This window comes from Litchfieldella xinjiangensis (assembly GCF_000759345.1).
GTDB lineage: Bacteria > Pseudomonadota > Gammaproteobacteria > Pseudomonadales > Halomonadaceae > Litchfieldella_A > Litchfieldella_A xinjiangensis.
Window position 1 is genome coordinate 1,286,352 of sequence record NZ_JPZL01000001.1, and the last position, 20,830, is coordinate 1,307,181.

Below are 20,830 nucleotides of genomic sequence, written 5' to 3' on the forward strand. Positions count from 1 at the left end.
ACGCCCGCAGCCATGGCTGCGGGCGTCTGCGTGAGTGGGGCTCTGGGACTATTATTCGTCGAGGAACGAGCGCAGAGGCTCGGACCGCGAAGGGTGACGCAGCTTGCGTAGCGCCTTGGCTTCGATCTGACGGATCCGCTCACGCGTTACGTCGAACTGTTTACCGACCTCTTCCAGGGTATGGTCGGTATTCATGTCGATGCCGAAGCGCATGCGCAGCACCTTCGCTTCACGCGCCGTCAGGCCGCCCAGCACGTTGCGCGTCGCTTCGATCAGACCTTCACCGGTCGCCGAATCGATCGGTAGCAGTATGCTGCCATCCTCGATGAAATCACCCAGGTGCGAATCATCATCGTCACCAATGGGCGTCTCCATGGAGATCGGCTCCTTGGCGATTTTGAGCACCTTGCGCACCTTGTCCTCAGGCATCTCGAGACGCTCGCCCAACTCTTCAGGCGTCGGCTCGCGACCCATCTCCTGAAGCATCTGCCGCGACACGCGGTTGAGCTTGTTGATGGTCTCGATCATGTGGACCGGAATACGGATGGTACGCGCCTGGTCGGCAATCGACCGGGTGATCGCCTGACGAATCCACCACGTGGCATAGGTCGAGAATTTATAACCGCGACGGTATTCGAACTTGTCGACCGCCTTCATCAGGCCGATATTGCCTTCCTGAATCAGGTCCAGGAACTGCAGCCCGCGATTGGTGTACTTCTTGGCAATCGAGATAACCAGGCGCAGGTTGGCCTCGACCATCTCCTTCTTGGCCCGACGCGCCTTGGCTTCACCGATCGAGAGGCGACGGTTGACTTCCTTGAGCTCCGTCACGTCAAGCTGCACCATCTCCTCTTCGAAGGCGATCTTGCGCTGGGCACGGGCGATATCACTACGGAACGGCTCGAGACGGTCGCGATAACGCGCGTTCTTCTCCAGGAATTCTTCCATCCAGTCGGCCCGGGACTCGTTCCCCGGGAACGACTTGATGAAGGTCTTGCGCGGTACTTTCCCCCGCTTGACGAAGACCTGCATGATGACCTTTTCCTGCTCACGCACCTGCTCGACACTGATGCGCACCTGACCCACCAGACGCTCGAAGTGCTTCGGCACCAGCTTGATCGGCGAGAACAACTCGGCAAGGCGCGCCTGCTGCTCCTGGGACGCCGGCGCACTGCGACCGTGCTTGGCAATGGCGGCCTTGGTCAGCTCGTTCTGCTCACGAATCTGCTCGAAACGTGCGCGGGCCTCTTCGGGGTCTGGGCCGCCTTCATTCGAGGAGGTGTCGTCTTCGTCGCTGTCGTCATCCTCATCGCTGCCGTCGGTATCGTCACCCAACTCGGCCTCGGGCTGAGGCTCGGGCTCTTCGGCCTCGGCCACGCCGGGAATACCCTCGTCAGGATCGATGAAACCGGAGAACAGATCGGACAGCCGGCCTGGTGCCTCCTCGTCCTGGGTGGCATCGTAAGCGTCCAGAATCGAGTCGACCGCGCCTGGCAGGTAGGCCAGCGAGGACATGACCTCACGGGTGCCTTCCTCGATGCGCTTGGCGATCTCGATCTCGCCCTCACGGGTCAACAGCTCCACCGTCCCCATCTCGCGCATGTACATGCGTACCGGGTCCGTGGTGCGGCCGACATCGCTCTCCACGGCTGCCAAGGCAGCCACGGCTTCTTCCGCGGCATGCTCATCGGTGGAGTGATCGGACATCATCAACGTATCTTCATCGGGCGCCACTTCAACGACACTGATGCCCATGTCGTTGATCATGCCGATGATGTCTTCCACCTGATCCGGATCGGCGATATCCTCAGGAAGATGATCGTTGACCTCGGCATAGGTCAGGTAACCCTGTTCCTTGCCGCGCGCGATCAACTCCTTCAGACGCGACTGCTGCTGCGCATTTCCAGCCATAGAAACCCTATCTCGACGAAGAAGAATGAAGCACCCAAGCGTTGTAGGCGGAAAAAATCACTAAGCCAATAAGTATAGCGGCTTACTGCACTCATCCGCCAGCGCGCCCACTTGCGCCGACGCTCAGGTGTGTTAGCTTGTTCGGTTAGTCTCGCGTCCGGGTAGTTGAACGTATGCTCGTAAGATGGTGCTGAAAAGCAGCATTTCAACCCGAGGCGATGTCGTTTAGGCGAGTCCTTCGCCCAATTACCGGCTGCGCTGTGCGAGCAACTCCATCAGCCGCTGACGCTCTTCCTTCGATAGCCGCTCGCCCGCCGATTGCCGGGCCAGCAACGTGGCAATTTCACTTTCCGATCCCTGGCGACGAAGCGGTGCCTGCAAACGGCTGACCAACCCTTCAAGCTCGGTGGCACGCGCCTCTCTTGGAATCAACAACTCCCGCCGGGCCAGCTCTGCCAGGCGCTGCCCTTCCGGCCGGCCATGGAAATGCGCCAGCAGAACCTGCGGACTACGGTAGCCACCGGCACGCAGCAGGCGAACCACCTCGGCGCAGAGCACACCGTCGCCGTCATCGGCCGGGCACCATTCCAGCGTCTCGGGCAACTGCTCGACCAGACGCGGCTCGTGTACCAGTAACTGCAAGGTGCGCCCCGCCAGGCTCAGCGACGAACCCTGACGCATCCCCGGTCGTTCACTTGGCCCGGGTGTCGAGGCAATCGACGGCCTCTCCTCGGCTCCGCGCGCGCCCTGTGCTCCCTGCTGAGAACCCGGCACTGGGCGAGGCTCCGCGGGGGCCAGCAGGGCCTCGAAGCGAGCCTGGTCGACCCCGCTTCGTCTGGCCAGCTCCGACAACAACATCGATTTGAGCACGCCATCAGGCATGCGTTGCAGCGCGCCGAGTATATGGCTGGCGAAGCGCTCCCGATCCTCGATCCTGGCCAGGTCGCGACCGAGGGCCGCCTGCTCGAAAAGAAACTCGGACAAGGGGCTTGCACAGGTGACGCGGTCCTGAAAAGCCTCCGTACCCTCGCGCCGCACCAACGTGTCCGGATCCTCGCCTTCAGGCAGAAACAAGAAACGTGCCTGACGACCATCGATCATCAAGGGTAGTACGGTTTCCAGCGCCCGGCTCGCTGCCTGACGCCCGGCGCGATCGCCATCGAAGCAGAACACCACCTCACCGACCAGGCGAAACAGCCGCGTCAGGTGCTCTTCGCTGGTCGACGTACCCAAGGTGGCGACCGCATTACGTATACCGAACTGGGCCAGCGCCACGACGTCCATATACCCTTCGACGATGAGTACGCGCTCAAGCTGCCGGTTGGCCTGGCGAGCCTCAAAGAGCCCGTATAACTCGCGCCCCTTATGGAAGACCGGCGACTCCGGTGAATTCAGGTACTTGGGCTTGGCATCGCCCAGCACCCGGCCACCAAAGGCAATGGTTCGGCCCTTGAAGTCGCGAATCGGAAACATCACCCGATCGCGAAACCGATCATAGGTGCGCCCGCTGTCTTCACGCTGAACCAGTAGCCCGTACTCGACCTGCACGGCTTCGGCAACGCCTCGCTCACTGAGATGCCGTTTCAAGGCCTCCCAATCGTTCGGGGCAAACCCGATACCGAAGTCATTGATGATATCGGCAGACAAGCCGCGCTTCTTGAGGTAGTCGCGCGCCGCATCGGCCCCGCCCATCCTCAGACGCTCACGAAAGAAGCTGGCCGCCAGCTCGAGAAGATTGACGCCTTCCTGACGCTTGCGCTCCCTGGCCTGGGCCTGAGGGTCGTCCGCGCCTTCACGCGGCACCTCCATTCCCTGTCGCGACGCCAACTGCTCGACGGCTTCGGGAAAGCGCAGGTTGTCGTACTCCATGAGAAAGCGCAGCGCATTACCGTGGGCACCGCAGCCGAAGCAATGATAGAACTGCTTATCCTGACTGACGGTGAACGAGGGCGACTTTTCCTGGTGGAAGGGGCACAGGCCTGAATAGTTGCGTCCGCTTTTCTTGAGCGTTACGCGCTCTCCAACGACCTCGACCACGTCGACCCGGGCGAGCAGATCATCAATGAAGCGTTGCGGGATCTGACCGGCCATAGGCGGCGAAGCGTCCTGACGGAAACGAGAAAGACAAAGGAGCTGGAGACGAAAACACAAGCGGCCACCGTGAGGCGGCCGCTTGGCATCCCTCTAGAGACGACTGGGCTACGCCCGGTCACCTCTCGTACGGATCAATACAACCGTTCGAAACGCTTACGCTCACGCTGCAACTTCTTGGCGTGACGCTTCACGGCCGCGGCTGCCTTGCGCTTGCGCTCTGCAGTCGGCTTCTCGTAGTGCTCGCGACGACGCACTTCGGAGAGAACACCGGCTTTTTCACAGGAACGCTTGAAGCGACGCAGCGCGACGTCAAACGGCTCGTTATCACGTACTTTGACAGAAGGCATTAAGCACTCACCTACCTTAAATTCTTGAGTTCGGTTGAACGTACACCCTTGCGGGTCCGACAGCGACGCGCCATGACGCTTGGCATGACCATCACGAAGCGAAAAAGCGGAATACGAGAGGACCCTGGATGCACGACCCAGTATTACAGCGCAGAGCATTTTAGTCCTGGATGCCTCCCTTTGCAAACCCCGGCCTGCCAAGGTCGACCCAAAGAGGCTAGAATGGCCGGCCAACGGCAAGCCTATCGGATGACATACCATGCGCGTACTGGGTATCGAGACGTCCTGCGACGAGACCGGCGTCGCCGTCTATGACACGCAAGCCGGCCTGCTGGCCGACACCCTCTACAGTCAGGTCGACATGCACGCGGCCTATGGCGGCGTCGTGCCCGAGCTGGCCTCGCGGGACCATACCCGCAAACTACTGCCGTTGATCCAGACCACGCTGGACGATGCCGGCCTGGGGCGCAACGATCTCGACGGCATTGCCTACACTGCCGGGCCCGGCCTGGTCGGCGCCCTGATGGTCGGTGCCGCAACGGCCCATGGCATGGCCCATGCACTGGGTATCCCGGTGCTCGGCGTGCACCACATGGAAGGCCATCTGCTGGCTCCCATGCTCGAGGAGACAGCGCCGGCCTTCCCGTTCGTGGCGCTGCTGGTGTCGGGGGGCCACACTCAGCTGGTCGAGGTGAAAGGGCTGGGGCACTATCGCCTGCTCGGCGAATCGGTGGACGATGCTGCCGGCGAAGCCTTCGACAAGACCGCCAAGATGCTCGGGCTTTCCTACCCCGGCGGCCCGGCCGTGGCACGCCTTGCCGAGCAGGGCGACACCGCACGCTTTCGTTTCCCCCGGCCCATGACCGATCGCCCGGGGCTCGATTTCAGTTTTTCGGGACTCAAGACGCATACCCTGACTACGGCCAACGCCTTGCGCGAAGCCGGGGAACTCGACGATACGGGGCGCGCCGACATTGCCCGCGCCTTCGAGGATGCCGTGGTCGATACCCTGGTGATCAAATGTCGCCGAGCGCTGGAACAGACGGGCCTGACGCGGTTGGTGGTTGCCGGCGGGGTCAGCGCCAATGTGCGGCTGCGTGAGCGTCTGGACACCGAGATCGCCCGACGGGGAGGCCAGACGTTCTATCCGCGCGGCCGCTTCTGCACCGACAATGGTGCCATGATCGCCTATGTCGGCGCGCAGCGGCTCGCCGCAGGCGAACGCGACACGGGAACCATGCATGCCGTTCCCCGCTGGCCGCTGGCCGATCTTGCGCCCCCCGACGCCTCCTGACGCGTCAAGACGTTTTGCGACGTTGCCGCCGGCCCCGCTCCTTTCTGTTCCGCCCCAAGCGGCGAATGTTCCATACATGTCGCGTCAGCACCAGCAGGGCAAAGGCCACGATCACCCACACGAAATCGGGGGCCAGCCAGTGACTGACAAGGGGCGCCAGGGTGGCGCTGGTCAGGGAGGCGATAGCCGCCGAGCGACGCCAGGCAGCCACTAGCCCCCACCAGGCGGCACATGCCAGCGCAACACCGGGAGTCATGATCAACAGCACGCCGAAGGCACTGGCGACGGCCTTGCCGCCACGCAGGCGATGCCACACCGGATAGCTATGCCCCAACAGGACGCCCAGCCCCACCAGCCCCTGCAACCACGTCGGCAGCGCAAGCGTCTTGGCCAGCCACATCGCCGGCATGCCCTTGGCGGCATCGATGAACAACGTGGGCAGCGCCAGGCGGGGACCATAGACGCGCAGCACGTTGGAGAACCCCGGGTTATGCGAGCCGGCGAAACGGGGATCGCGCACCCCGGCCAGCCGACAGACCGTCAACGCACCCAGCCATGAGCCACTGAGATACCCCAGCAGCAGCAGGGTAACGGCCGTAAACCATAAGGAAAGGGAAGGCATGGCGCGCTCGCAGAGACTCCGCTGATTCAAGGATTCTGCCAGCCCAAGCGACACGGGGATAGCCAAGGAGGCGGTCCTGTTCCTATCGTCCTGGCACCGGGTACCGTACAATCGCCCTTTCATTCAGGACACTAGCCGCTCCTGCAGAGGCTAGCCATTAGGGAAGTCGACATGGATCGCGTGCTGATCGAATCATTGGCCGTGGATACGGTCATCGGCGTCTACGACTGGGAACGGCAGATCCAGCAGCGCTTGCTTCTGGATCTCGAACTGGGTACCGACATCCGTGCCGCCGCTCGTGACGACGATTTGACGCTGGCGCTCGACTATGCTGCGATCAGCGAGCGTATTGCCGGCTTCGCCGCAGACAGTCACTACCAGCTGGTGGAAACGTTCGCCGAGCGTCTTGCCGAGACCCTGCGTGACGAGTACGCCATCGCCTGGCTGCGCCTGACGGTGCGCAAGCCCGGCGCCGTTGCCGCCGCATCCACGGTGGGTGTTCGCATCGAGCGGGGAGAGCGTTGATGACACAAGTGGCCGTCAGTATCGGCAGCAATATCCAGCGTGAGCACCACGTCCGGGTTTGCCTGGATGCCCTGCACGCCGACTTCGGGGAGTTGCGTCTGTCGCGGGTCTTCGAAAGCGAGCCCGTCGGATTCGAGGATGGCCGCAACTTCCTCAATCTCGTTGCGGTGTTCGATAGCGACTGGTCGGTCGGCGAACTCCAGGCGTGGTGCAAGCGGCTCGAACGTGCCAATGGGCGGCGCGACAACAGCCCCAAGTTCAGTCCGCGCACCCTGGACATCGACCTGCTGACGGTGGGCGATGCCTGCGGCACCATCGATGGCGTCGCCCTGCCGCGCGACGAGATTACCCACCACGCCTTCGTGCTGCAGCCCTTGGCAGAACTACTCCCCGACAACCGCCACCCCGCGCTGAATATCTCGTATGCCACGCTATGGGCGGAATTTCCCCCTGATGCCCAGCAACTCCTGTGGCCGGTGGATTTCGTGTGGCAAGGGCGACTCATCTCCCGGGCCGACTGAATCACCTATTGGGCGAGCCCGGTGCCAGTGCAGCATCGATGGCTTCCCGTCGGCGCCGCTGCATTTCATCGCCCAGCGCCTTGCCCTGAAACCCCTCGTCGACCAGATTGCGCGGCAGGATCTGTGACGCCAGCCGCCACGCCAAACAGACATCCTCGGCCAGTGCAGGCCGCTCCAGGCTGAGCAGCGACAAAAGCGGCGATACTCGCTCAGGTCGCCGCCAGGCATCGATCGCGTTCAACCACGCCAGTATGCGCTCCCCCCCGATCGGCTCCACCTCAGCTTGCTTCCATAATGCGCGCGTCAACGCCGCCTGACGAACGCGATCGGCGTAGGCACGCGGAACGCGCAAGCGCTCACCGAGATGGTCGCGTTTCTGGGCATCCAACGCTTCGCAGAGTCGGGCCCAACGCCAATGGCGCCAATGCTCATTCTCTTCGGGGAGACGATCCAGGCGAGCCAACGCCGCCTCTAGCGCGCAGCTATCCCCAGCCAGTTCGGGCATGATGACCGCCAGGGCGCCGCATTCGCTGAGGGCCCGAAAATAAGCTTGCGGGTAGGGTTCGCCCAAGGCCTTCTCGGTCTCGACCCAAATGCGCTCGGCTACCAGATGGGCCATCTCGCCGCTCTCCACCAGCCGACACATCAGCGCATGCGTTTCCTCGGCAATCGCAAAGCCCAGCCCTTGATAGCGGGCCAGAAACCGGGCCGTGCGCAATACCCGCAGCGGATCCTCGACGAACGCCGGCGAGACATGCCGAAGCAACCGTCGTTCGAGATCCCGTTCACCCCCGTAGGGATCGACAAGATTGCCGTCACGATCCTCGGCCATGGCATTGATGGTCAGGTCACGTCGTTCGAGATCCTCTTCCAGCGTCACGTCAGGGCTGGCATGTACCTCGAAGCCGGTATAGCCGTGACCCTGCTTGCGCTCGGTACGCGCCAGCGCGTATTCCTCGTGTGTCTCGGGGTGCAGGAAGACCGGGAAGTCTCGCCCCACGGGCTTAAAGCCGCGCGCACGCATCGTTTCCGGCGTGGCGCCCACGACCACCCAGTCGTTGTCGTAGACCGGCCAACCAAGGCGAGCGTCGCGCACGGCGCCGCCGACGCGATAGACCTCAAGCCCGGCCAGGCGAGGATCGCGCTCAGTCATGGCCGGTCGATGACGCGACCCGGGAGGGATGTTTCAACTGCCAGTCGGTGAATCCGCCGTCGAGACTGTAGACCTGGCGATATCCCTGCCCGGCCAACCAGGCCGCAGCCTGTTGGCTGGAGTGGCCGTGATAGCAGACCACCACCAGCGGGCGGTCGTGCGGCGTCTCATCGAGCAGAGCGCCGACGCTGGCATTGTCCAGGTGCCGGCTTCCCGGGATATGGGCCTGTGCAAAGCTCAGTGGATCGCGAATGTCGAACAGCGCCACGCTGTCGTGACCATCCAGCCAGGTGGCCAGGGTCGTGGCGTCGAGGGGATCGAATCCTTGGGTTGTCATGTCACGCTCCTTGGGGTCGCCGATACAGGAAGTGCGCTGCAGTGTGACTCAAGCCTGTGTGGCGTGTCGCGGCTCGTGAATGCGTTCGCCGGTCTCGAGATTGAGCGCTGTCAGCGTATTGCCCCAGACGCAGCCGGTATCGAGGGCCTCGACACGCACGCGGCTGCCGGGCGTATGACCTTCGAGCGCTGCCCAGTGGCCGAACAGGATATGCGGATCGTCCACCCGTTCGAAGGTGAACCAGGGGGCAAAACCGGAAGGTGAGGAGTCGAGACTCTCCTTGGCGGAAAACTCGAGGCGCCCCTGGGCATCGATGAAGCGCATGCGCGTGAAGGCATTGACGATGAAGCGCAGCCTTCCGACACCGGCGAGGTCGTCGCGCCACAGATCGGGATCGTTACCGTACATGCGCTCGAGAAAGTCCCCGCCCTGTTCCCCGGTGAGGTGCTGCTCGATCTCGCGTGCCAGGAGCGTGGCCTGAGGTACCGTCCACTGCGGCAGCAAGCCGGCATGGGTCATGACCCATTCGTCCTGGGTGACCATCAGCGGCTGGGATTGCAGCCAATCGAGCAGGGGCTCGCGGTCGGGTGCATCGAGGATCGACTGCAGCGTATCGTTGCGCTTGAGGCGTGCCCCGCCCCGCGCCACGGCCAGCAGGTGAAGATCGTGATTGCCGAGTACGACCCGGGCGGCGTCACCCAGCGCCCACGTCTCGCGCAGGCATTCCAGCGAGCCGGGGCCGCGGTTGACCAGATCGCCGACCAGCCAGAGGCAATCCCGGCCCGGATCGAACGACAACTTGTCGAGTAACGCCACGAACTCCGCGTGGCAGCCTTGTAGGTCTCCGATGGCGTAACGGGCCATATCACTCCCTTGATCGTGGGTTCTTGCGTTCAGTGCACCTGGTTGGGCCCCGCCAGTCGAAACGGCGCAATGGGTACGTCAAAGGCGCGCTGCGATGACGTATCGATGCAGGTATACGCCCCTTCCATGACCCCTACCGGACTTTCGAGCACGGCCCGGCTGGTATAGCGGAACGATTGGCCGGGGCCAATCAACGGCTGCTTGCCGACCACACCCTTGCCACGCACTTCCTGTACCTTGCCAGTGCCTTGGGTGATCTTCCAGTAACGCGCCAGCAGTTGAATACTGTGCGCTGTCGGGTTGTGGATGGTAATGGTATAGCTGAAAACGAAGCGCTGCTCGTCGGGCGCCGATTCCTCCTCGCGGTAGCAGGGCTTCACGTCGACCTCGACGACGGACACCGGATCCCGGGATGACTCACGCATCGGCACGTTCCGCCATGTGGTTGGCGATCTTCACGAATTCCGCGACAGAGAGCGTCTGCGGACGGCGACCTGGGTCGATACCCAGTGCCTCGAGTTCATCGGCCTCGACCTGCCCTTTGAGGTTGTTGCGCAGCGTCTTGCGCCGCTGACCGAAGGCCTGGCGAACGAGCTCGAACAATAATCGCTCATCCGTCGCAGGATGCGGCGGCTCGGCATGCGGCACCAGGCGAACGATCGCCGAATCGACCTTGGGCCGCGGCACGAACGCTTCGGGCGGCACCACGAACAGCGAATCGACACGACAGCGATACTGGGCCATGACCGATAGACGCCCCCAGTCGGGTCCACCCGGAGCGGCGGCCAGGCGCTCGACTACTTCCTTCTGCAGCATGAAATGCATGTCGGCGATGGCATCGCCCGCCTCGAGCAGGTGAGCAATCAGCGGCGTGGAAATGTTGTAGGGCAGGTTACCGACCACCCTCAGCGCCGGGCCTTCACCCCTGAGTTCACGAAAGTCGACCTTGAGCGCGTCGCCCTCGTGAATAACGAAGCCGGGATAGTTGAAGAACTGCACGCGTAGCCCGGGAATCAGGTCGCGGTCGAGCTCGATGACTTCCAGTTCTCCCGTTGCCTCCAGAAGCGGCTCGGTCAATGCGCCCTGGCCGGGGCCGATTTCCACCACCCGATCGCCGCTACGTGGCCCGATGGCACGCACGATACGCGAAATGATGCCCGGGTCGCGCAGGAAGTTCTGACCGAAGCGCTTGCGGGCGCGATGCATCGGGGGTTGGGAAGCCATTCAGGGAGCGATCCTTCTATTGATGTCAGCGGGGTGGCCCCGCGAAGGGCCCATGCTCATTGTCCGTGCCGAGCCATGTCGGCGGCAAGCGATACCGCGACCCGCAAGCTGCCCGGGTCGGCCGTGCCTTTGCCGGCCAGATCCAGTGCCGTGCCATGATCGACCGAGGTGCGCACGAGCGGCAAGCCGAGCGTGATGTTGGCGCCACGCCCGAAACCGGCGTACTTGAGGACGGGCAGGCCCTGATCATGGTACATGGCCAGTACCGCATCGGCAGTGGCCAGGTGGCGTGGGGTAAACAGCGTATCGGCCGGCAGAGGGCCCGTGAGGTCGAGCCCCTCGGTACGCAACCGGTTCAGGGTTGGCTCGATGACCTCGATCTCCTCGCGCCCCAGGTGGCCGCCCTCCCCGGCATGCGGGTTGAGACCGCAGACCAGGATGCGTGGCGACACGATACCGAAGTGCCGTTTGAGGTCGCCGTCCAGCACGCGCAGGATCCGCTCCAGCCGCTCCGCGGTCAATGCATCGGCCACGTCGCGTAACGGCAGGTGCGTGGTGGCCAGGGCTACGCGCAGCGGACATGACGTGTCCCCGTGCGCCACGCCATGCAAGGCCTGGTCGGTCGCCAGCATCATCACCACTTCGTCGACACCGCAGGCATCGCGCAAGTATTCGGTATGGCCGGTAAACCCGGGGTGGCCACCATCGATGATCGCGCCCTTGTGCAGCGGCGCGGTCACCATGGCCGATGCCTGGCCATGGCGGCACGCCGCGATGGCTAGATCCAGGGTGTCCAGGACATAGGCGCCATTGGCCGGATCGAGCGTCCCCGCCAATGAAGGCGCCCGCAAGGATACCGGCCATACCGACAAGCGCCCCGCTTGTGGCGCGGGAAGGTCGTCCCCTGGCCGACAGGGGACGATATCGATGTCGAGCGCCAGTGAGCGCGCTCGCGAGCTCAGCAGATCGGGATCGCCAATGGCGACGACCTGGGCCGGCAAGGTCGCGGCCTGCATGGCCAGCATCAGGGTCAACTCAGGCCCGATGCCCGCCGGCTCGCCGGTGGTGATAGCGACGCGCGGCAGGGACGCTGTCGTCTGCCCAGGCATCGTCTAGAGCCGCTTTTCCACGAAGGCTTCTGCACGGATCTCCTGCAGCCAGATCTCGAGCTCGTCATTGACCTTGCGCTGGAACAGCGTATCGCGAACCTGGCTGCGCTGGGCCTCGCGTGTGACGTCCTGCTCGCGGCGCTCATCGACCACGATGATGTGGTAACCGAAACGGGAGCGTACCGGCTGTGAGATCTCACCCGGCGCCAGCGAAGTCATCGCCTCTTCGAAGGCAGGCACCGTCTGTCCCGGGCGAACCCAACCCAGTTCGCCGCCGTTCAAGGCACTGCCCCGGTCGTCGCTGAACTCTTGTGCCAGCGCCGCGAAGTTCTCGCCATTGACCAAGCGCTGGCGCACCTGCTCGGCCAGGGCCTCGGCACGCTGATCGTCGCGATTGGGGTTGGTCTCGATCAGGATATGACGCGCCTGATGCTCGCGGATCGTCGCCTGCTGGGCACCGCCCTCACGCTCAACCAGCTTGACCAGATGGAAACCACTGGTGCTGCGCAGGGGCTCGCTGACCTCGCCGACCTCGAGCCGTGGCACCACATCGGCAAAGATGCTGGGCAGCTCGCCCTGGCTGCGCCAGCCGAGATCACCGCCCTCCAGCGCCTGGCCGCCATCGGACTCGCTTGCCGCCAGTTCGGCGAAATCCGCCCCGGCCTGCAACTGCTGGGCCAATGCCTGGGCCTGGGCCTGGGCCTCGTTCACCTCGGCACTGCTCGGGGACTGGGGCAACGAGATCAGAATATGGCCCAGGCGGTAGCGTGCGTTGCCGTTACCCCCCTGCTGCTCCAGGTAACGGTCGACTTCGCGGTCGGTGACATTGACCCGACTGGCAACGCGGCGCTGCTGCAACTCACGGATCAGCAGCTCACGGCGCACTTCCTCGCGGACGCCCGCCAGCGATAACCCCTGGGCTTCCAGGGCATCGGCAAACTGCTCCAGTGTCATGTCATTGCTCTCGGCAATGCCGCGAACGGTGCGGTTGAGCTCGGTATCGTCGACGCTCAGGTTCGCCTGCTCGGCTTTCTGGAGCTGGATCTCCTCGATGATCATGCGATCCAGCACCTGGCTGCGCAGGGCCTGGTCCTGGGGCCGTTCGATGCCCCGTCCCGCCAGTTGACTGCCGGCCTGCTCGACGCGCTGCTCGAGCTCGCTGGCCATGATGGCCCCCTGGTTGACCACCGCCACGATGCGGTCAAGGGGCTGTAGGGTCTGCGCCAGCGACGCCAGGGGCGTCACGGCCAGGGCAAGCGCCAGGCCCAGCGGGGCAAGTAAACGACTGCGCATAGATTCCTCGTACATGTTCGATGGTTGAAAGCCCTGCCGCACAGGCGGCCTTAGAATGCCGTGGCACGATAACCGGGGATGGCATCCTCGAAATAGCTATCGGCTTCCTGGCCAACACCGCCCAGCCCCTTGAAGACGAAGCGAAGGAAGACGCCCCGTTCGGTGTAATCGTCATCGGGGAAGCCAGTATCATTATCCTCTTCCCACTCCCGCCATACGAGCTGCAGTCCATAGCAGCAATCGTTCCACTGCACCCCAGCCAGCTGTTCCAGCGAGCGGTCGTTGGTGGCGTCATACAGATAGCGACCGATCAGGTCGACACGGGGATCGACACGGTAGGCGAAGGAGATATCATACTCCTCACGATTATAAGTGAGCCGATCCTCTTCATCGCCGGATGGATCGAAGCCTTGGAGTTGCCAACGATAGCCAAGGTTCAATACATGGCCACGCGGATCGCGATAGCCCACCCCGAGCGACGTCCGCTCGGTGCGGCGCCGATGGTCGTCGTAGAGCCACTCGTAGCGGGTGCGCCAGCGATCGGTGACCTGCCAGTCGAGACGCGTGACCACCGGGGAACGCTCGCGGGTGGCATTGTAGTAGCGCTCTCCTCCGTCGGCGGTCTCGGACGGCAGGGTATCGGGGTCGCCGTCCATGTCGATGGTGCGATCCTCGAAATAGACCGCCTGCCCCACCCCCAGCGAGAAACGCTGCCGCCCCGAGTCATCTTCGAGGAAGCGGGTGCTGAGTCCGTACGAGAGCCGGTTGAGGTCGCCAACCCGGTCGGCGCCCGAGAAGCGATGCGGCGACCACAGCTGATTCCAGGAAAAGGCGCGCTCGTCGGTGTCGAAATCGGGGAATTCGCTCTGGTCGCGAGCAGGTACGTAGGCATAGTTGAGCCGCGGTTCCAGCGTCTGACGATAGCCGCCCCCCACATCCAGCTCACGCTCGAAGATCAGGCCGCCATCCACGGAGGTCACGGGCACCGACCGGGTCAGCGACGTATCGCGCTCGGTCTCGCGCTCGCCATAGTCCAGCTCGTAGGCGGTCTGCAGCAGTTCCACTTGCGGCTCGAAAAATCCCCAGCTCGGATCGGTGCGCCATCCCAGCGCAGGGGCCAGGTGCAGCCGCATGCCAGTAGCTGCCTCGCGATCATAGCGCCCATCACTCGGCAAATCTGCCTCATTGATATCACGCCAGAAATGGGTGACGTTGGAACGCCACTGCTGATAGAAACCGCCCTGCGCCCACCCTGCATTGGCGGTCAGGCTGGGCAGACGGTAGAACGGCTTGTCACGGTCGTTCAGCGGATAGTCGAGCCTCTGGTAGCCCTGGGCGCGGGCATCGAGCTGCCAGGTGGTGCCGGAATAGCCGATCTGGGCGAGGCGTGCCAGATTGCTGGTCTCGCGCTCGCCGAAGGTGCGCCCGAAATCGTCGAAATAGCGTCCATCGCTGGCGGCCCCGTAGCGCAGGTTATAGCGCCAGCGCGGCGTGAAGCGTCCGGTATGCAGGTAATCGATGTACCAGCGATCCTCGCCCTCAAATCGCCGCCCATCGTTGGGGTTGTTGCTCTCCTCGCCCTGATCGCTCGACAGGAAGGCCCCTTCAACCTGGCCCATGTCGCTCGGGTAGAGATAGCGGAACTCGCCGCCCAGCAGCAGGCCGCGATCGCTCAGCCAACGCGGCGTGATCGTGGCATCGTAATTGGGCGCCAGATTGAGGTAATACGGCTGGGCGTAATCGAAGGAGTCGCCGGATAGCCCCAGGGTGGGCCACAGGAAACCGGACTGACGACGGTCGTCGATGGGAAAGCGTACCCAGGGCCAATAGAAGACCGGTACGTTACCGGCCTCGAGCCGGGCATGGCGCGCGGTACCGAAGCCGCTTTCGCGATCGAGCAGGATATCGTTGCTGACCAGGCGCCACAGGTCGCTGCCGGGTTCACAGGTGGTAAAGCTTGCCTCGTTCAGCCGATAACGCCCGTCCTCGAGGCGCTGTAGTCGCTGGGCATCGCCGCGCAGCCGCTGCTCATGGATCACGTAGTGAGCCGTATCGACCTGGGCGGCATCGCTGTCGAGTGCCAACTCGGCGTCTTCGCCACGCACCAGCAACCCCTGGTCGCGAAGCGTCAGCGGACCGTCGGCGAAGACCCGGTCGCGTGCGGCGTTGACCCGCACTCGGGGCGCCTCGAGCTGACTCGCATCACGCCGCAGGATGACTTCGCCACCCAGGATCGTCTCGCCCTCGGCACCATACTCTGCGCTATCGGAGAGCGAGCGCACCTGCTCGGGGCGATCCCCAGCCTCGATGTCGTAGCCCGGAAAGACATAGCGTCCGCGACATACGGTGCCGGCGGGCGCATCATCGCCCCACGCCTGCCAGTCGAGCCTGTCGGCGGGCAGAGAGTCGGGCGGAGCAGCCTGGCCCGGGCTGATCCCCAGCATCAAACTGCTGGTCATCCCGGCCAGTACGATCCTGTAGCGTCGCTTGCCCATCTTGCTCGGTGTCCTTGGCGAGTGGAATCGGTATTATACAGGCCGCGCGTCGCCCGTCTTCCCGCAAGCACACGGACCCGGGCCGGCGAACAGCGCCCAGCATGCGGCGATGCCAGCGGTCCGTCAACCGACCCCGGCGACACGCTAAACGCTCATGTAACGCGACCGCTTCATGCGACGAGAGAAGGAACGCCAATGACACAGGCCACCGCCACCGAGCGTCTCGAACCACTTCGCCAGTGGAGTGCCCGCCAACATGGCCTGCCGGCCGAGTCGCTTTCGCTGACCCTGGCGGCCGGTGACGCCAGTTTCCGACGCTATTTCCGCCTCATGTTACCCGATGGCGAGACCCGCATGCTGATGGACGCGCCCCCCGAGCAGGAAGGCGACAATACGCGCCGCTTCGTGGCCATCGCCCGGGAATGGCGCGACGCCGGCCTTCCCGTACCCGCCATGTACCGGGCAGACCTCGAGACGGGATTCGTCGAGCTCGAGGATCTGGGCAACAGCCCCCTGCAGCAGCGTCTCGAAGGACAGGACGAGACGACTCGCCTGGACGGCTACCGGCGCGCGCTCGACCTGCTGCTGAACCTGCAACGCCTCGCCCCCAGCACCACGCTCCCCGTCTATGACGCGCCGCTGCTTGGCCGTGAGCTCGACCTGTTTCCCAACTGGTGTCTCGACGGCTTTCTGAACATGGCGCCGCCCCCAAGCTGGCCGACGCTTCGCCAACGCCTGATCGATGATGCCCTCGATCAGCCGCGGGTCGCCGTGCATCGCGATTTCGATGCCATGAACCTGATGGTGGGCGATGGCACCCTATACCTGATCGACTTCCAGGATGCTGTTGCCGGGCCGCCGGTGTACGACCTGATCTCGCTGCTGCGTGGCCGCTACTGGCGTTTCGACGCGAGCCATTACCGTGAATGGATCGAAACCTATCGTCAGCAGGCAGTGCAGGCCGGCCTGCCTGGCGCCGATGTCGACCCCGAGACGTTCCGCTACCGGGCCGATAGCATGGCGGCCCAGCGTTCGCTGAAAGTACTCGGTATCTTCTGTCGACTGACCTTCCGCGATCACAAGGACGGTTACCTGGCTCGCATGCCCTGTTTCCTCGATCATCTTCGCGACAGCCTCTCCCCCTGGCCGGAATTCGCGCCCTTTCATGACTGGCTGGACGCCGAGTTCACCCCGGCGCTCCAGCAGGCGCTGTCGCGGCACGGTATCGACAGCGAGGCGCGTCCATGAAAGCCATGATCCTGGCGGCCGGGCTGGGCACACGCATGCGCCCCCTCACCGACCACTGCCCCAAGCCCCTGCTGCCGGTCGGCGGCAAGCCGCTCATCGTCCATCACCTTGAGCGCCTGCGTGCCGCGGGAATCGACGAGGTAGTGATCAATGTAAGCTACCGCGGCGAGCAGATCATCGACGCCTTGGGCGACGGCCATCGCTACGGTCTCGAGATCGCCTGGAGCCGTGAGGAAACGCCCCTGGAAACAGGTGGGGGCATTCTCAAGGCGCTACCCATGCTCGGCGAGGCGCCCTTCCTGCTCATCAACGGCGACGTATGGTGCGATGCCGATCTGACGGCGCCCCCTGCGCTGGGCGACGACCTGGCGCACTTGTGGCTCGTCGACAACCCCGATCACCACCCACAGGGCGACTTTCATCTCGACGCGCAAGGACACGTCCACGATATCGGCGAGCCCCGCCTCACCTTTGCCGGCATCAGCCTGATCGCTCCGTCCCTGGTGGCGAGTCATCCGCCGGGCGCCTTTGGGCTGGCACCCTTGCTACGCCAAGCCATGCAACAGGTCCGCGTCGGGGGCCACCGCCATACCGGGCACTGGGTCGATGTCGGTACGCCCGAGCGCCTGGCCGCCTTGGATGCCTGGCTCAGCCAAGGGCCTGAGAGACGCTGAGCCCGCCCCCGCTCGGTGATATGCTGCACGGATCGAGCGCATACCCAGTCACACTGCAGTGAATGAAGGAACCTGCCATGAAAGCCAGTATCAAGTGGACCGATGGTCGCCAGTTCGTCGCCGAATCGGGAAGCGGCCATAGCGTCGTCATCGATGGCCCCCCTGACCACGGCGGCCGCAACACCGGGCCGCGGCCAATGGAAATGCTGTTGATGGGCATGGGTGCCTGTACCGCGTTCGACGTGCTGCAGATCCTGGAGAAATCCCGCGCGCCGGTCAGCGACTGTGTCGCCAGCATCGAGGCCGAACGTGCCGATGAGGTACCCAGCGTCTTCACCAAGATTCACGTGCACTTCACGGTCAGCGGGAAGGGACTCAAGGAGGCTCAGGTCAAGCGCGCCGTCGAGCTCTCCGCCGAGAAGTACTGCAGCGCCTCGATCATGCTGGCGCGCGGCGGGGTGGAGGTCAGCCACTCCTACAATATCGTCGACGAATAACCCCAGGCCGGACACGGTCGGCTCAGACAGGCGCCGGCGTGTCCACGTATCGCCACAGATAGAGCGCCAGGTAGGACCGATAAGGGGCGAAGCGTGCCGCGGTACGCGGCGTCTTGCGACGCGCGCTGGTCAGCCGCACGAGCGACTTGCGTGCCGCCACGTCGCCGTCGGGCCAGATGTCGGGTTCGCCGAAGTAGAAGATCGAGATCATGTCAGCCGTCCACTGGCCCACACCCCACAGGGCTGTAAGGTGGGCGGCTCGCGCAGCGGGATCGAGCGCGCGCAAGGCGTCAGCTTCCAGCCCCCCGGCCCGCGCTTCGCTGGCAATGGCACAGATGGCGCGCGTCTTGGCCGCCGACAGGCCGCACTGGCGTAGTCTTTCGGTGTTGGCTTCGCAGAAGTACTCGCTCAGTGGCGTCGCGTCCGCGGCGACCAGCACCCGTTGCCAGATCGAGCGTGCCACCTTCACCGACAGCTGTTGCCCCGCCACCGAGCGGCACAAGCGCTCGGCCAAAGGCTGACTATCGTCGGCGATCAGGGTCAGCGGCCCCCCTGCCGCGATGGCCTCGGCCAGTGCCGGGCTCAGCCCGGCCGCCACCTCGACGCAATGACGATGGATCGCTTCGGACATGCCCGCTCAGAACCGATAGACGCTCTTGGTCATCACCTTGGACATCAGGCGCATGCCGAACTTGACCGGCAAGGGGAAGCGCGCGCCGCCCGCCTCCAGCGCCCACCGTTCGTGGTGGGCTTCATCGATGCGCATCTGTTCGAGTACGGCGCGTGAACGACGGTCGCCAATCGGAAGCCGTTCGAGATGGCTATTGAGGTGACGCCCCACCTGCTCCTCGGTGGCCGCAACGAAGCCGAGGCTGACGCGGTCGCCCACGGCGCCTGCCAGCGCACCCAGGCCGAACGATGCAGCGTAGAATACCGGATTCAACGTGCTGGTGTGGCCATCGAGCTCCCGAAGCCGGGTATCGCACCATGCCAGGTGATCGATCTCCTCCTGCGCGGCCTGTTCCATCTGCTCGCGGGTATCCGGCAACTTGGCCGTCATGCCCTGCCCCTGGTAGAGCGCCTGGGCGCACACCTCGCCGGTGTGGTTGATGCGCATCAGGCCGATGGCATGCTCGCGCTCGATATCGGTCATCGGCTCGTCGACGATGTCCCGGGCAGGCGAGGGCCGGGAAGGCTTGGCGGCATGCGGCACCAGCGTGCGGAGCACGGTATCGAACTGATGCACGAGGTTGTCGGTGCGTGAAAGCTGACGCGTCATGTCGGGTTCCCTATCGTTCGCGGCCGGTGTATGGGGATCGCTGGCGGCTAGCCCGCCGGCCAGGTGAAGCGACGACCACCCATCAGATGCATGTGGATATGGTAGACGGTCTGCCCACCGTTTTCATTGCAGTTCATCACGACCCGGTAGCCCTCGTCGGCGAACCCTTGCTCCTTCGCCAGCTTGGCGGCCGTTTGCGGCAAGCGGCCCACCAGTGACAGGTCGCGCTCCTCGATGTCGTTGAGGGTAGCGATGTGCCGCTTGGGTATCACCAGCATATGGGTCGGTGCCTGCGGGTCGATATCCTTGAATGCCAATACTTCGTCGTCCTCGTAGACGATATCGGCCGGTATCTCGCGATTGATGATCTTGCAGAACAGGCAATCCATGGCATCTCTCCTCATGCTCGGGCGTTAGCGAAAACGGCGCTGGGCCAGCAGGTGGCGCACCAGCGGGGCCAGGATAAGCTCCATGGCCAGTGACATGCGGGAGCCGGGAACCACCAGGGTATGGGGTCGGCTCATGAAGGCATCCTGAATCATTGCCAGCAGGTAGGGGAAGTCCACCGACGAAGGGTCCCGGAAACGAATCACCACGAAGGATTCGGCGTCGGTGGGGATGTCTTGCACTTCGAAAGGGTTAGACGTGTCGACGGTCGGCACACGCTGGAAGTTGATGTGAGTGCGTGAGAATTGCGGCTGGATATAGCGAACATAATCGTTCATCCGACCCAGGATGGTATCGATCACCGCCTCCTGGGAATAACCGCGCATCCGCGTGTCGCGGTCGATCTTCTGAATCCACTCGAGGTTCATGGTTGGCGCGACACCCACCAGCAGGTCGACGTGGCGAGCGATGTCGATATCCGCCGTCACCAGCCCGCCGTGGAGTCCTTCGTAGAACAACAGGTCAGTACCGCACGGCAAGGGCTCCCACTCGGTGAACGTCCCGACCTGGTAGCCGCACTCCAGCATGCGCTTGTCTTCGGCATGGATATAGTGGCGGTAGGTACCGTTGCCGTTGTCGCTGTATTCCACGAACAGGGCTTCGAGACGATCGAGTAGATTGGCCTCGACTGCGAAATGCGAAAGTTCACCGGCACGATCGGGCTCTTCCTGGAACAGGCGCGCCAACTCACTGCGGCTGTAGCGGTGGAAGGCATCCCCATCGACGAAGGCAGCGTGCACGTCCTCTCGGGCAAACATGCGCTCGAAGGTACGACGCACCGTGGTCGTCCCGGCGCCCGATGAGCCGGTGATGGCAATAATGGGATATTCCCGTGACATCAGTCATTACCCCGTATGGCCACTACGGCGGCGCGCGCGAAGGCGGGAACCGCTACC

Annotated in this window: 22 protein-coding genes; 6 read left to right on the forward strand and 16 right to left on the reverse strand. The window is 63.9% G+C overall.

Annotation, left to right across the window (positions count from 1 at the left end; translation table 11 throughout):
- Positions 1-51 precede the first annotated feature (51 nt).
- From rpoD to rpsU, 3 genes are all read right to left on the reverse strand, one after another.
- Positions 52-1,911, reverse strand: a complete 1,860-nt coding sequence (rpoD, locus tag JH15_RS05950; RefSeq protein WP_043527918.1) for an RNA polymerase sigma factor RpoD — start codon at positions 1,909-1,911, stop codon at positions 52-54.
- Between the two features lie 246 nt (positions 1,912-2,157).
- Positions 2,158-4,002, reverse strand: coding sequence for a DNA primase (dnaG, locus tag JH15_RS05955; protein WP_043527920.1), 1,845 nt, complete (start codon positions 4,000-4,002; stop codon positions 2,158-2,160).
- Between the two features lie 134 nt (positions 4,003-4,136).
- Positions 4,137-4,352: a 30S ribosomal protein S21 gene (rpsU, locus tag JH15_RS05960; RefSeq protein ID WP_016416934.1), complete on the reverse strand. Its 216-nt coding sequence runs from the start codon at positions 4,350-4,352 to the stop codon at positions 4,137-4,139.
- 259 nt (positions 4,353-4,611) lie between these two features.
- Between rpsU and tsaD the strand changes: the two genes are divergently transcribed.
- Positions 4,612-5,646, forward strand: coding sequence for a tRNA (adenosine(37)-N6)-threonylcarbamoyltransferase complex transferase subunit TsaD (gene tsaD / locus JH15_RS05965; protein WP_043527924.1), 1,035 nt, complete (start codon positions 4,612-4,614; stop codon positions 5,644-5,646).
- 4 nt (positions 5,647-5,650) lie between these two features.
- Here the strand turns inward: tsaD and plsY are convergent, their stop codons facing one another.
- Positions 5,651-6,268, reverse strand: coding sequence for a glycerol-3-phosphate 1-O-acyltransferase PlsY (gene plsY / locus JH15_RS05970; protein ID WP_052383918.1), 618 nt, complete (start codon positions 6,266-6,268; stop codon positions 5,651-5,653).
- Positions 6,269-6,439: 171 nt separating this feature from the next.
- On the opposite strand from plsY, the gene folB reads away from it, so the two are divergent.
- Together folB and folK are read left to right on the forward strand one after the other, a co-directional pair.
- Entirely contained in the window at positions 6,440-6,793 is a 354-nt protein-coding gene (gene folB / locus JH15_RS05975) for a dihydroneopterin aldolase (RefSeq protein ID WP_043527926.1), read from the forward strand.
- On the forward strand, positions 6,793-7,314 hold the full coding sequence (gene folK, locus JH15_RS05980; RefSeq protein WP_043527931.1) for a 2-amino-4-hydroxy-6-hydroxymethyldihydropteridine diphosphokinase: 522 nt from the start codon (positions 6,793-6,795) through the stop codon (positions 7,312-7,314). Before folB ends, folK begins: the two co-directional genes overlap by 1 nt.
- 1 nt (position 7,315) lies before the next feature.
- Here the strand turns inward: folK and JH15_RS05985 are convergent, their stop codons facing one another.
- The 8 genes from JH15_RS05985 to JH15_RS06020 are packed head-to-tail and all read right to left on the reverse strand — an operon-like array spanning position 7,316 to position 15,789.
- Positions 7,316-8,467, reverse strand: a complete 1,152-nt coding sequence (locus tag JH15_RS05985) for a tRNA nucleotidyltransferase/poly(A) polymerase-related protein (RefSeq protein ID WP_043527940.1) — start codon at positions 8,465-8,467, stop codon at positions 7,316-7,318.
- The gene (glpE, locus tag JH15_RS05990; protein ID WP_043527941.1) at positions 8,460-8,804 is read right to left on the reverse strand and encodes a thiosulfate sulfurtransferase GlpE; all 345 of its coding nucleotides are present in this window, start codon (positions 8,802-8,804) and stop codon (positions 8,460-8,462) included. The genes JH15_RS05985 and glpE overlap by 8 nt, the downstream gene beginning before the upstream one ends.
- Positions 8,805-8,852: 48 nt before the next feature.
- Positions 8,853-9,668, reverse strand: coding sequence for a symmetrical bis(5'-nucleosyl)-tetraphosphatase (locus JH15_RS05995; RefSeq protein ID WP_043527942.1), 816 nt, complete (start codon positions 9,666-9,668; stop codon positions 8,853-8,855).
- A gap of 29 nt (positions 9,669-9,697) precedes the next feature.
- A complete protein-coding gene (gene apaG, locus JH15_RS06000) occupies positions 9,698-10,093 on the reverse strand; it encodes a Co2+/Mg2+ efflux protein ApaG (protein WP_156105254.1) in 396 nt (131 codons plus the stop codon).
- Positions 10,086-10,892, reverse strand: a complete 807-nt coding sequence (gene rsmA / locus JH15_RS06005; protein WP_043527943.1) for a 16S rRNA (adenine(1518)-N(6)/adenine(1519)-N(6))-dimethyltransferase RsmA — start codon at positions 10,890-10,892, stop codon at positions 10,086-10,088. Before rsmA ends, apaG begins: the two co-directional genes overlap by 8 nt.
- Before the next feature lie 56 nt (positions 10,893-10,948).
- On the reverse strand, positions 10,949-12,001 hold the full coding sequence (gene pdxA, locus JH15_RS06010) for a 4-hydroxythreonine-4-phosphate dehydrogenase PdxA (RefSeq protein WP_043527944.1): 1,053 nt from the start codon (positions 11,999-12,001) through the stop codon (positions 10,949-10,951).
- Positions 12,002-12,004: 3 nt separating this feature from the next.
- Positions 12,005-13,294 carry a peptidylprolyl isomerase gene (locus JH15_RS06015; RefSeq protein ID WP_043527946.1) on the reverse strand — a complete coding sequence of 430 codons (1,290 nt, stop codon included), beginning with the start codon at positions 13,292-13,294 and terminating at the stop codon, positions 12,005-12,007.
- 50 nt (positions 13,295-13,344) lie between these two features.
- The gene (locus tag JH15_RS06020) at positions 13,345-15,789 is read right to left on the reverse strand and encodes an LPS-assembly protein LptD (RefSeq protein WP_043527949.1); all 2,445 of its coding nucleotides are present in this window, start codon (positions 15,787-15,789) and stop codon (positions 13,345-13,347) included.
- Positions 15,790-15,984: 195 nt separating this feature from the next.
- Between JH15_RS06020 and JH15_RS06025 the strand changes: the two genes are divergently transcribed.
- From JH15_RS06025 to JH15_RS06035, 3 genes are all read left to right on the forward strand, one after another.
- Positions 15,985-17,037 carry an aminoglycoside phosphotransferase family protein gene (locus JH15_RS06025; RefSeq protein ID WP_043527951.1) on the forward strand — a complete coding sequence of 351 codons (1,053 nt, stop codon included), beginning with the start codon at positions 15,985-15,987 and terminating at the stop codon, positions 17,035-17,037.
- On the forward strand, positions 17,034-17,711 hold the full coding sequence (gene murU / locus JH15_RS06030; protein WP_043527953.1) for an N-acetylmuramate alpha-1-phosphate uridylyltransferase MurU: 678 nt from the start codon (positions 17,034-17,036) through the stop codon (positions 17,709-17,711). The genes JH15_RS06025 and murU overlap by 4 nt, the downstream gene beginning before the upstream one ends.
- Before the next feature lie 77 nt (positions 17,712-17,788).
- Complete coding sequence (locus JH15_RS06035) at positions 17,789-18,208, forward strand: OsmC family protein (RefSeq protein WP_043527955.1); 420 nt, start codon at positions 17,789-17,791, stop codon at positions 18,206-18,208.
- Positions 18,209-18,230: 22 nt separating this feature from the next.
- Here JH15_RS06035 and JH15_RS06040 read toward each other — a convergent pair whose 3' ends face one another.
- Genes JH15_RS06040 through JH15_RS06055 form a run of 4 tightly spaced genes read right to left on the reverse strand, consistent with a single transcriptional unit; the run spans position 18,231 to position 20,773 of the window.
- Positions 18,231-18,839 carry a DNA-3-methyladenine glycosylase family protein gene (locus JH15_RS06040; RefSeq protein ID WP_043527957.1) on the reverse strand — a complete coding sequence of 203 codons (609 nt, stop codon included), beginning with the start codon at positions 18,837-18,839 and terminating at the stop codon, positions 18,231-18,233.
- A gap of 6 nt (positions 18,840-18,845) precedes the next feature.
- Entirely contained in the window at positions 18,846-19,487 is a 642-nt protein-coding gene (coq7, locus tag JH15_RS06045; RefSeq protein ID WP_043527960.1) for a 2-polyprenyl-3-methyl-6-methoxy-1,4-benzoquinone monooxygenase, read from the reverse strand.
- 47 nt (positions 19,488-19,534) lie between these two features.
- Positions 19,535-19,876: a histidine triad nucleotide-binding protein gene (locus tag JH15_RS06050; RefSeq protein ID WP_043527962.1), complete on the reverse strand. Its 342-nt coding sequence runs from the start codon at positions 19,874-19,876 to the stop codon at positions 19,535-19,537.
- Positions 19,877-19,900: 24 nt separating this feature from the next.
- Complete coding sequence (locus tag JH15_RS06055; protein ID WP_043527964.1) at positions 19,901-20,773, reverse strand: phosphoribulokinase; 873 nt, start codon at positions 20,771-20,773, stop codon at positions 19,901-19,903.
- Positions 20,774-20,830 lie beyond the last annotated feature (57 nt).

Coding starts and splice junctions, on each gene's coding strand:
- rpoD (WP_043527918.1), bottom strand. CDS start 1,911: ATGGCTGGAAATGCGCAGCAGCAGTCGCGTCTGAAGGAGTTGATCGCG.
- dnaG (WP_043527920.1), bottom strand. CDS start 4,002: ATGGCCGGTCAGATCCCGCAACGCTTCATTGATGATCTGCTCGCCCGG.
- rpsU (WP_016416934.1), bottom strand. CDS start 4,352: ATGCCTTCTGTCAAAGTACGTGATAACGAGCCGTTTGACGTCGCGCTG.
- tsaD (WP_043527924.1), top strand. CDS start 4,612: ATGCGCGTACTGGGTATCGAGACGTCCTGCGACGAGACCGGCGTCGCC.
- plsY (WP_052383918.1), bottom strand. CDS start 6,268: ATGCCTTCCCTTTCCTTATGGTTTACGGCCGTTACCCTGCTGCTGCTG.
- folB (WP_043527926.1), top strand. CDS start 6,440: ATGGATCGCGTGCTGATCGAATCATTGGCCGTGGATACGGTCATCGGC.
- folK (WP_043527931.1), top strand. CDS start 6,793: ATGACACAAGTGGCCGTCAGTATCGGCAGCAATATCCAGCGTGAGCAC.
- JH15_RS05985 (WP_043527940.1), bottom strand. CDS start 8,467: ATGACTGAGCGCGATCCTCGCCTGGCCGGGCTTGAGGTCTATCGCGTC.
- glpE (WP_043527941.1), bottom strand. CDS start 8,804: ATGACAACCCAAGGATTCGATCCCCTCGACGCCACGACCCTGGCCACC.
- JH15_RS05995 (WP_043527942.1), bottom strand. CDS start 9,668: ATGGCCCGTTACGCCATCGGAGACCTACAAGGCTGCCACGCGGAGTTC.
- apaG (WP_156105254.1), bottom strand. CDS start 10,093: ATGCGTGAGTCATCCCGGGATCCGGTGTCCGTCGTCGAGGTCGACGTG.
- rsmA (WP_043527943.1), bottom strand. CDS start 10,892: ATGGCTTCCCAACCCCCGATGCATCGCGCCCGCAAGCGCTTCGGTCAG.
- pdxA (WP_043527944.1), bottom strand. CDS start 12,001: ATGCCTGGGCAGACGACAGCGTCCCTGCCGCGCGTCGCTATCACCACC.
- JH15_RS06015 (WP_043527946.1), bottom strand. CDS start 13,294: ATGCGCAGTCGTTTACTTGCCCCGCTGGGCCTGGCGCTTGCCCTGGCC.
- JH15_RS06020 (WP_043527949.1), bottom strand. CDS start 15,789: ATGGGCAAGCGACGCTACAGGATCGTACTGGCCGGGATGACCAGCAGT.
- JH15_RS06025 (WP_043527951.1), top strand. CDS start 15,985: ATGACACAGGCCACCGCCACCGAGCGTCTCGAACCACTTCGCCAGTGG.
- murU (WP_043527953.1), top strand. CDS start 17,034: ATGAAAGCCATGATCCTGGCGGCCGGGCTGGGCACACGCATGCGCCCC.
- JH15_RS06035 (WP_043527955.1), top strand. CDS start 17,789: ATGAAAGCCAGTATCAAGTGGACCGATGGTCGCCAGTTCGTCGCCGAA.
- JH15_RS06040 (WP_043527957.1), bottom strand. CDS start 18,839: ATGTCCGAAGCGATCCATCGTCATTGCGTCGAGGTGGCGGCCGGGCTG.
- coq7 (WP_043527960.1), bottom strand. CDS start 19,487: ATGACGCGTCAGCTTTCACGCACCGACAACCTCGTGCATCAGTTCGAT.
- JH15_RS06050 (WP_043527962.1), bottom strand. CDS start 19,876: ATGGATTGCCTGTTCTGCAAGATCATCAATCGCGAGATACCGGCCGAT.
- JH15_RS06055 (WP_043527964.1), bottom strand. CDS start 20,773: ATGTCACGGGAATATCCCATTATTGCCATCACCGGCTCATCGGGCGCC.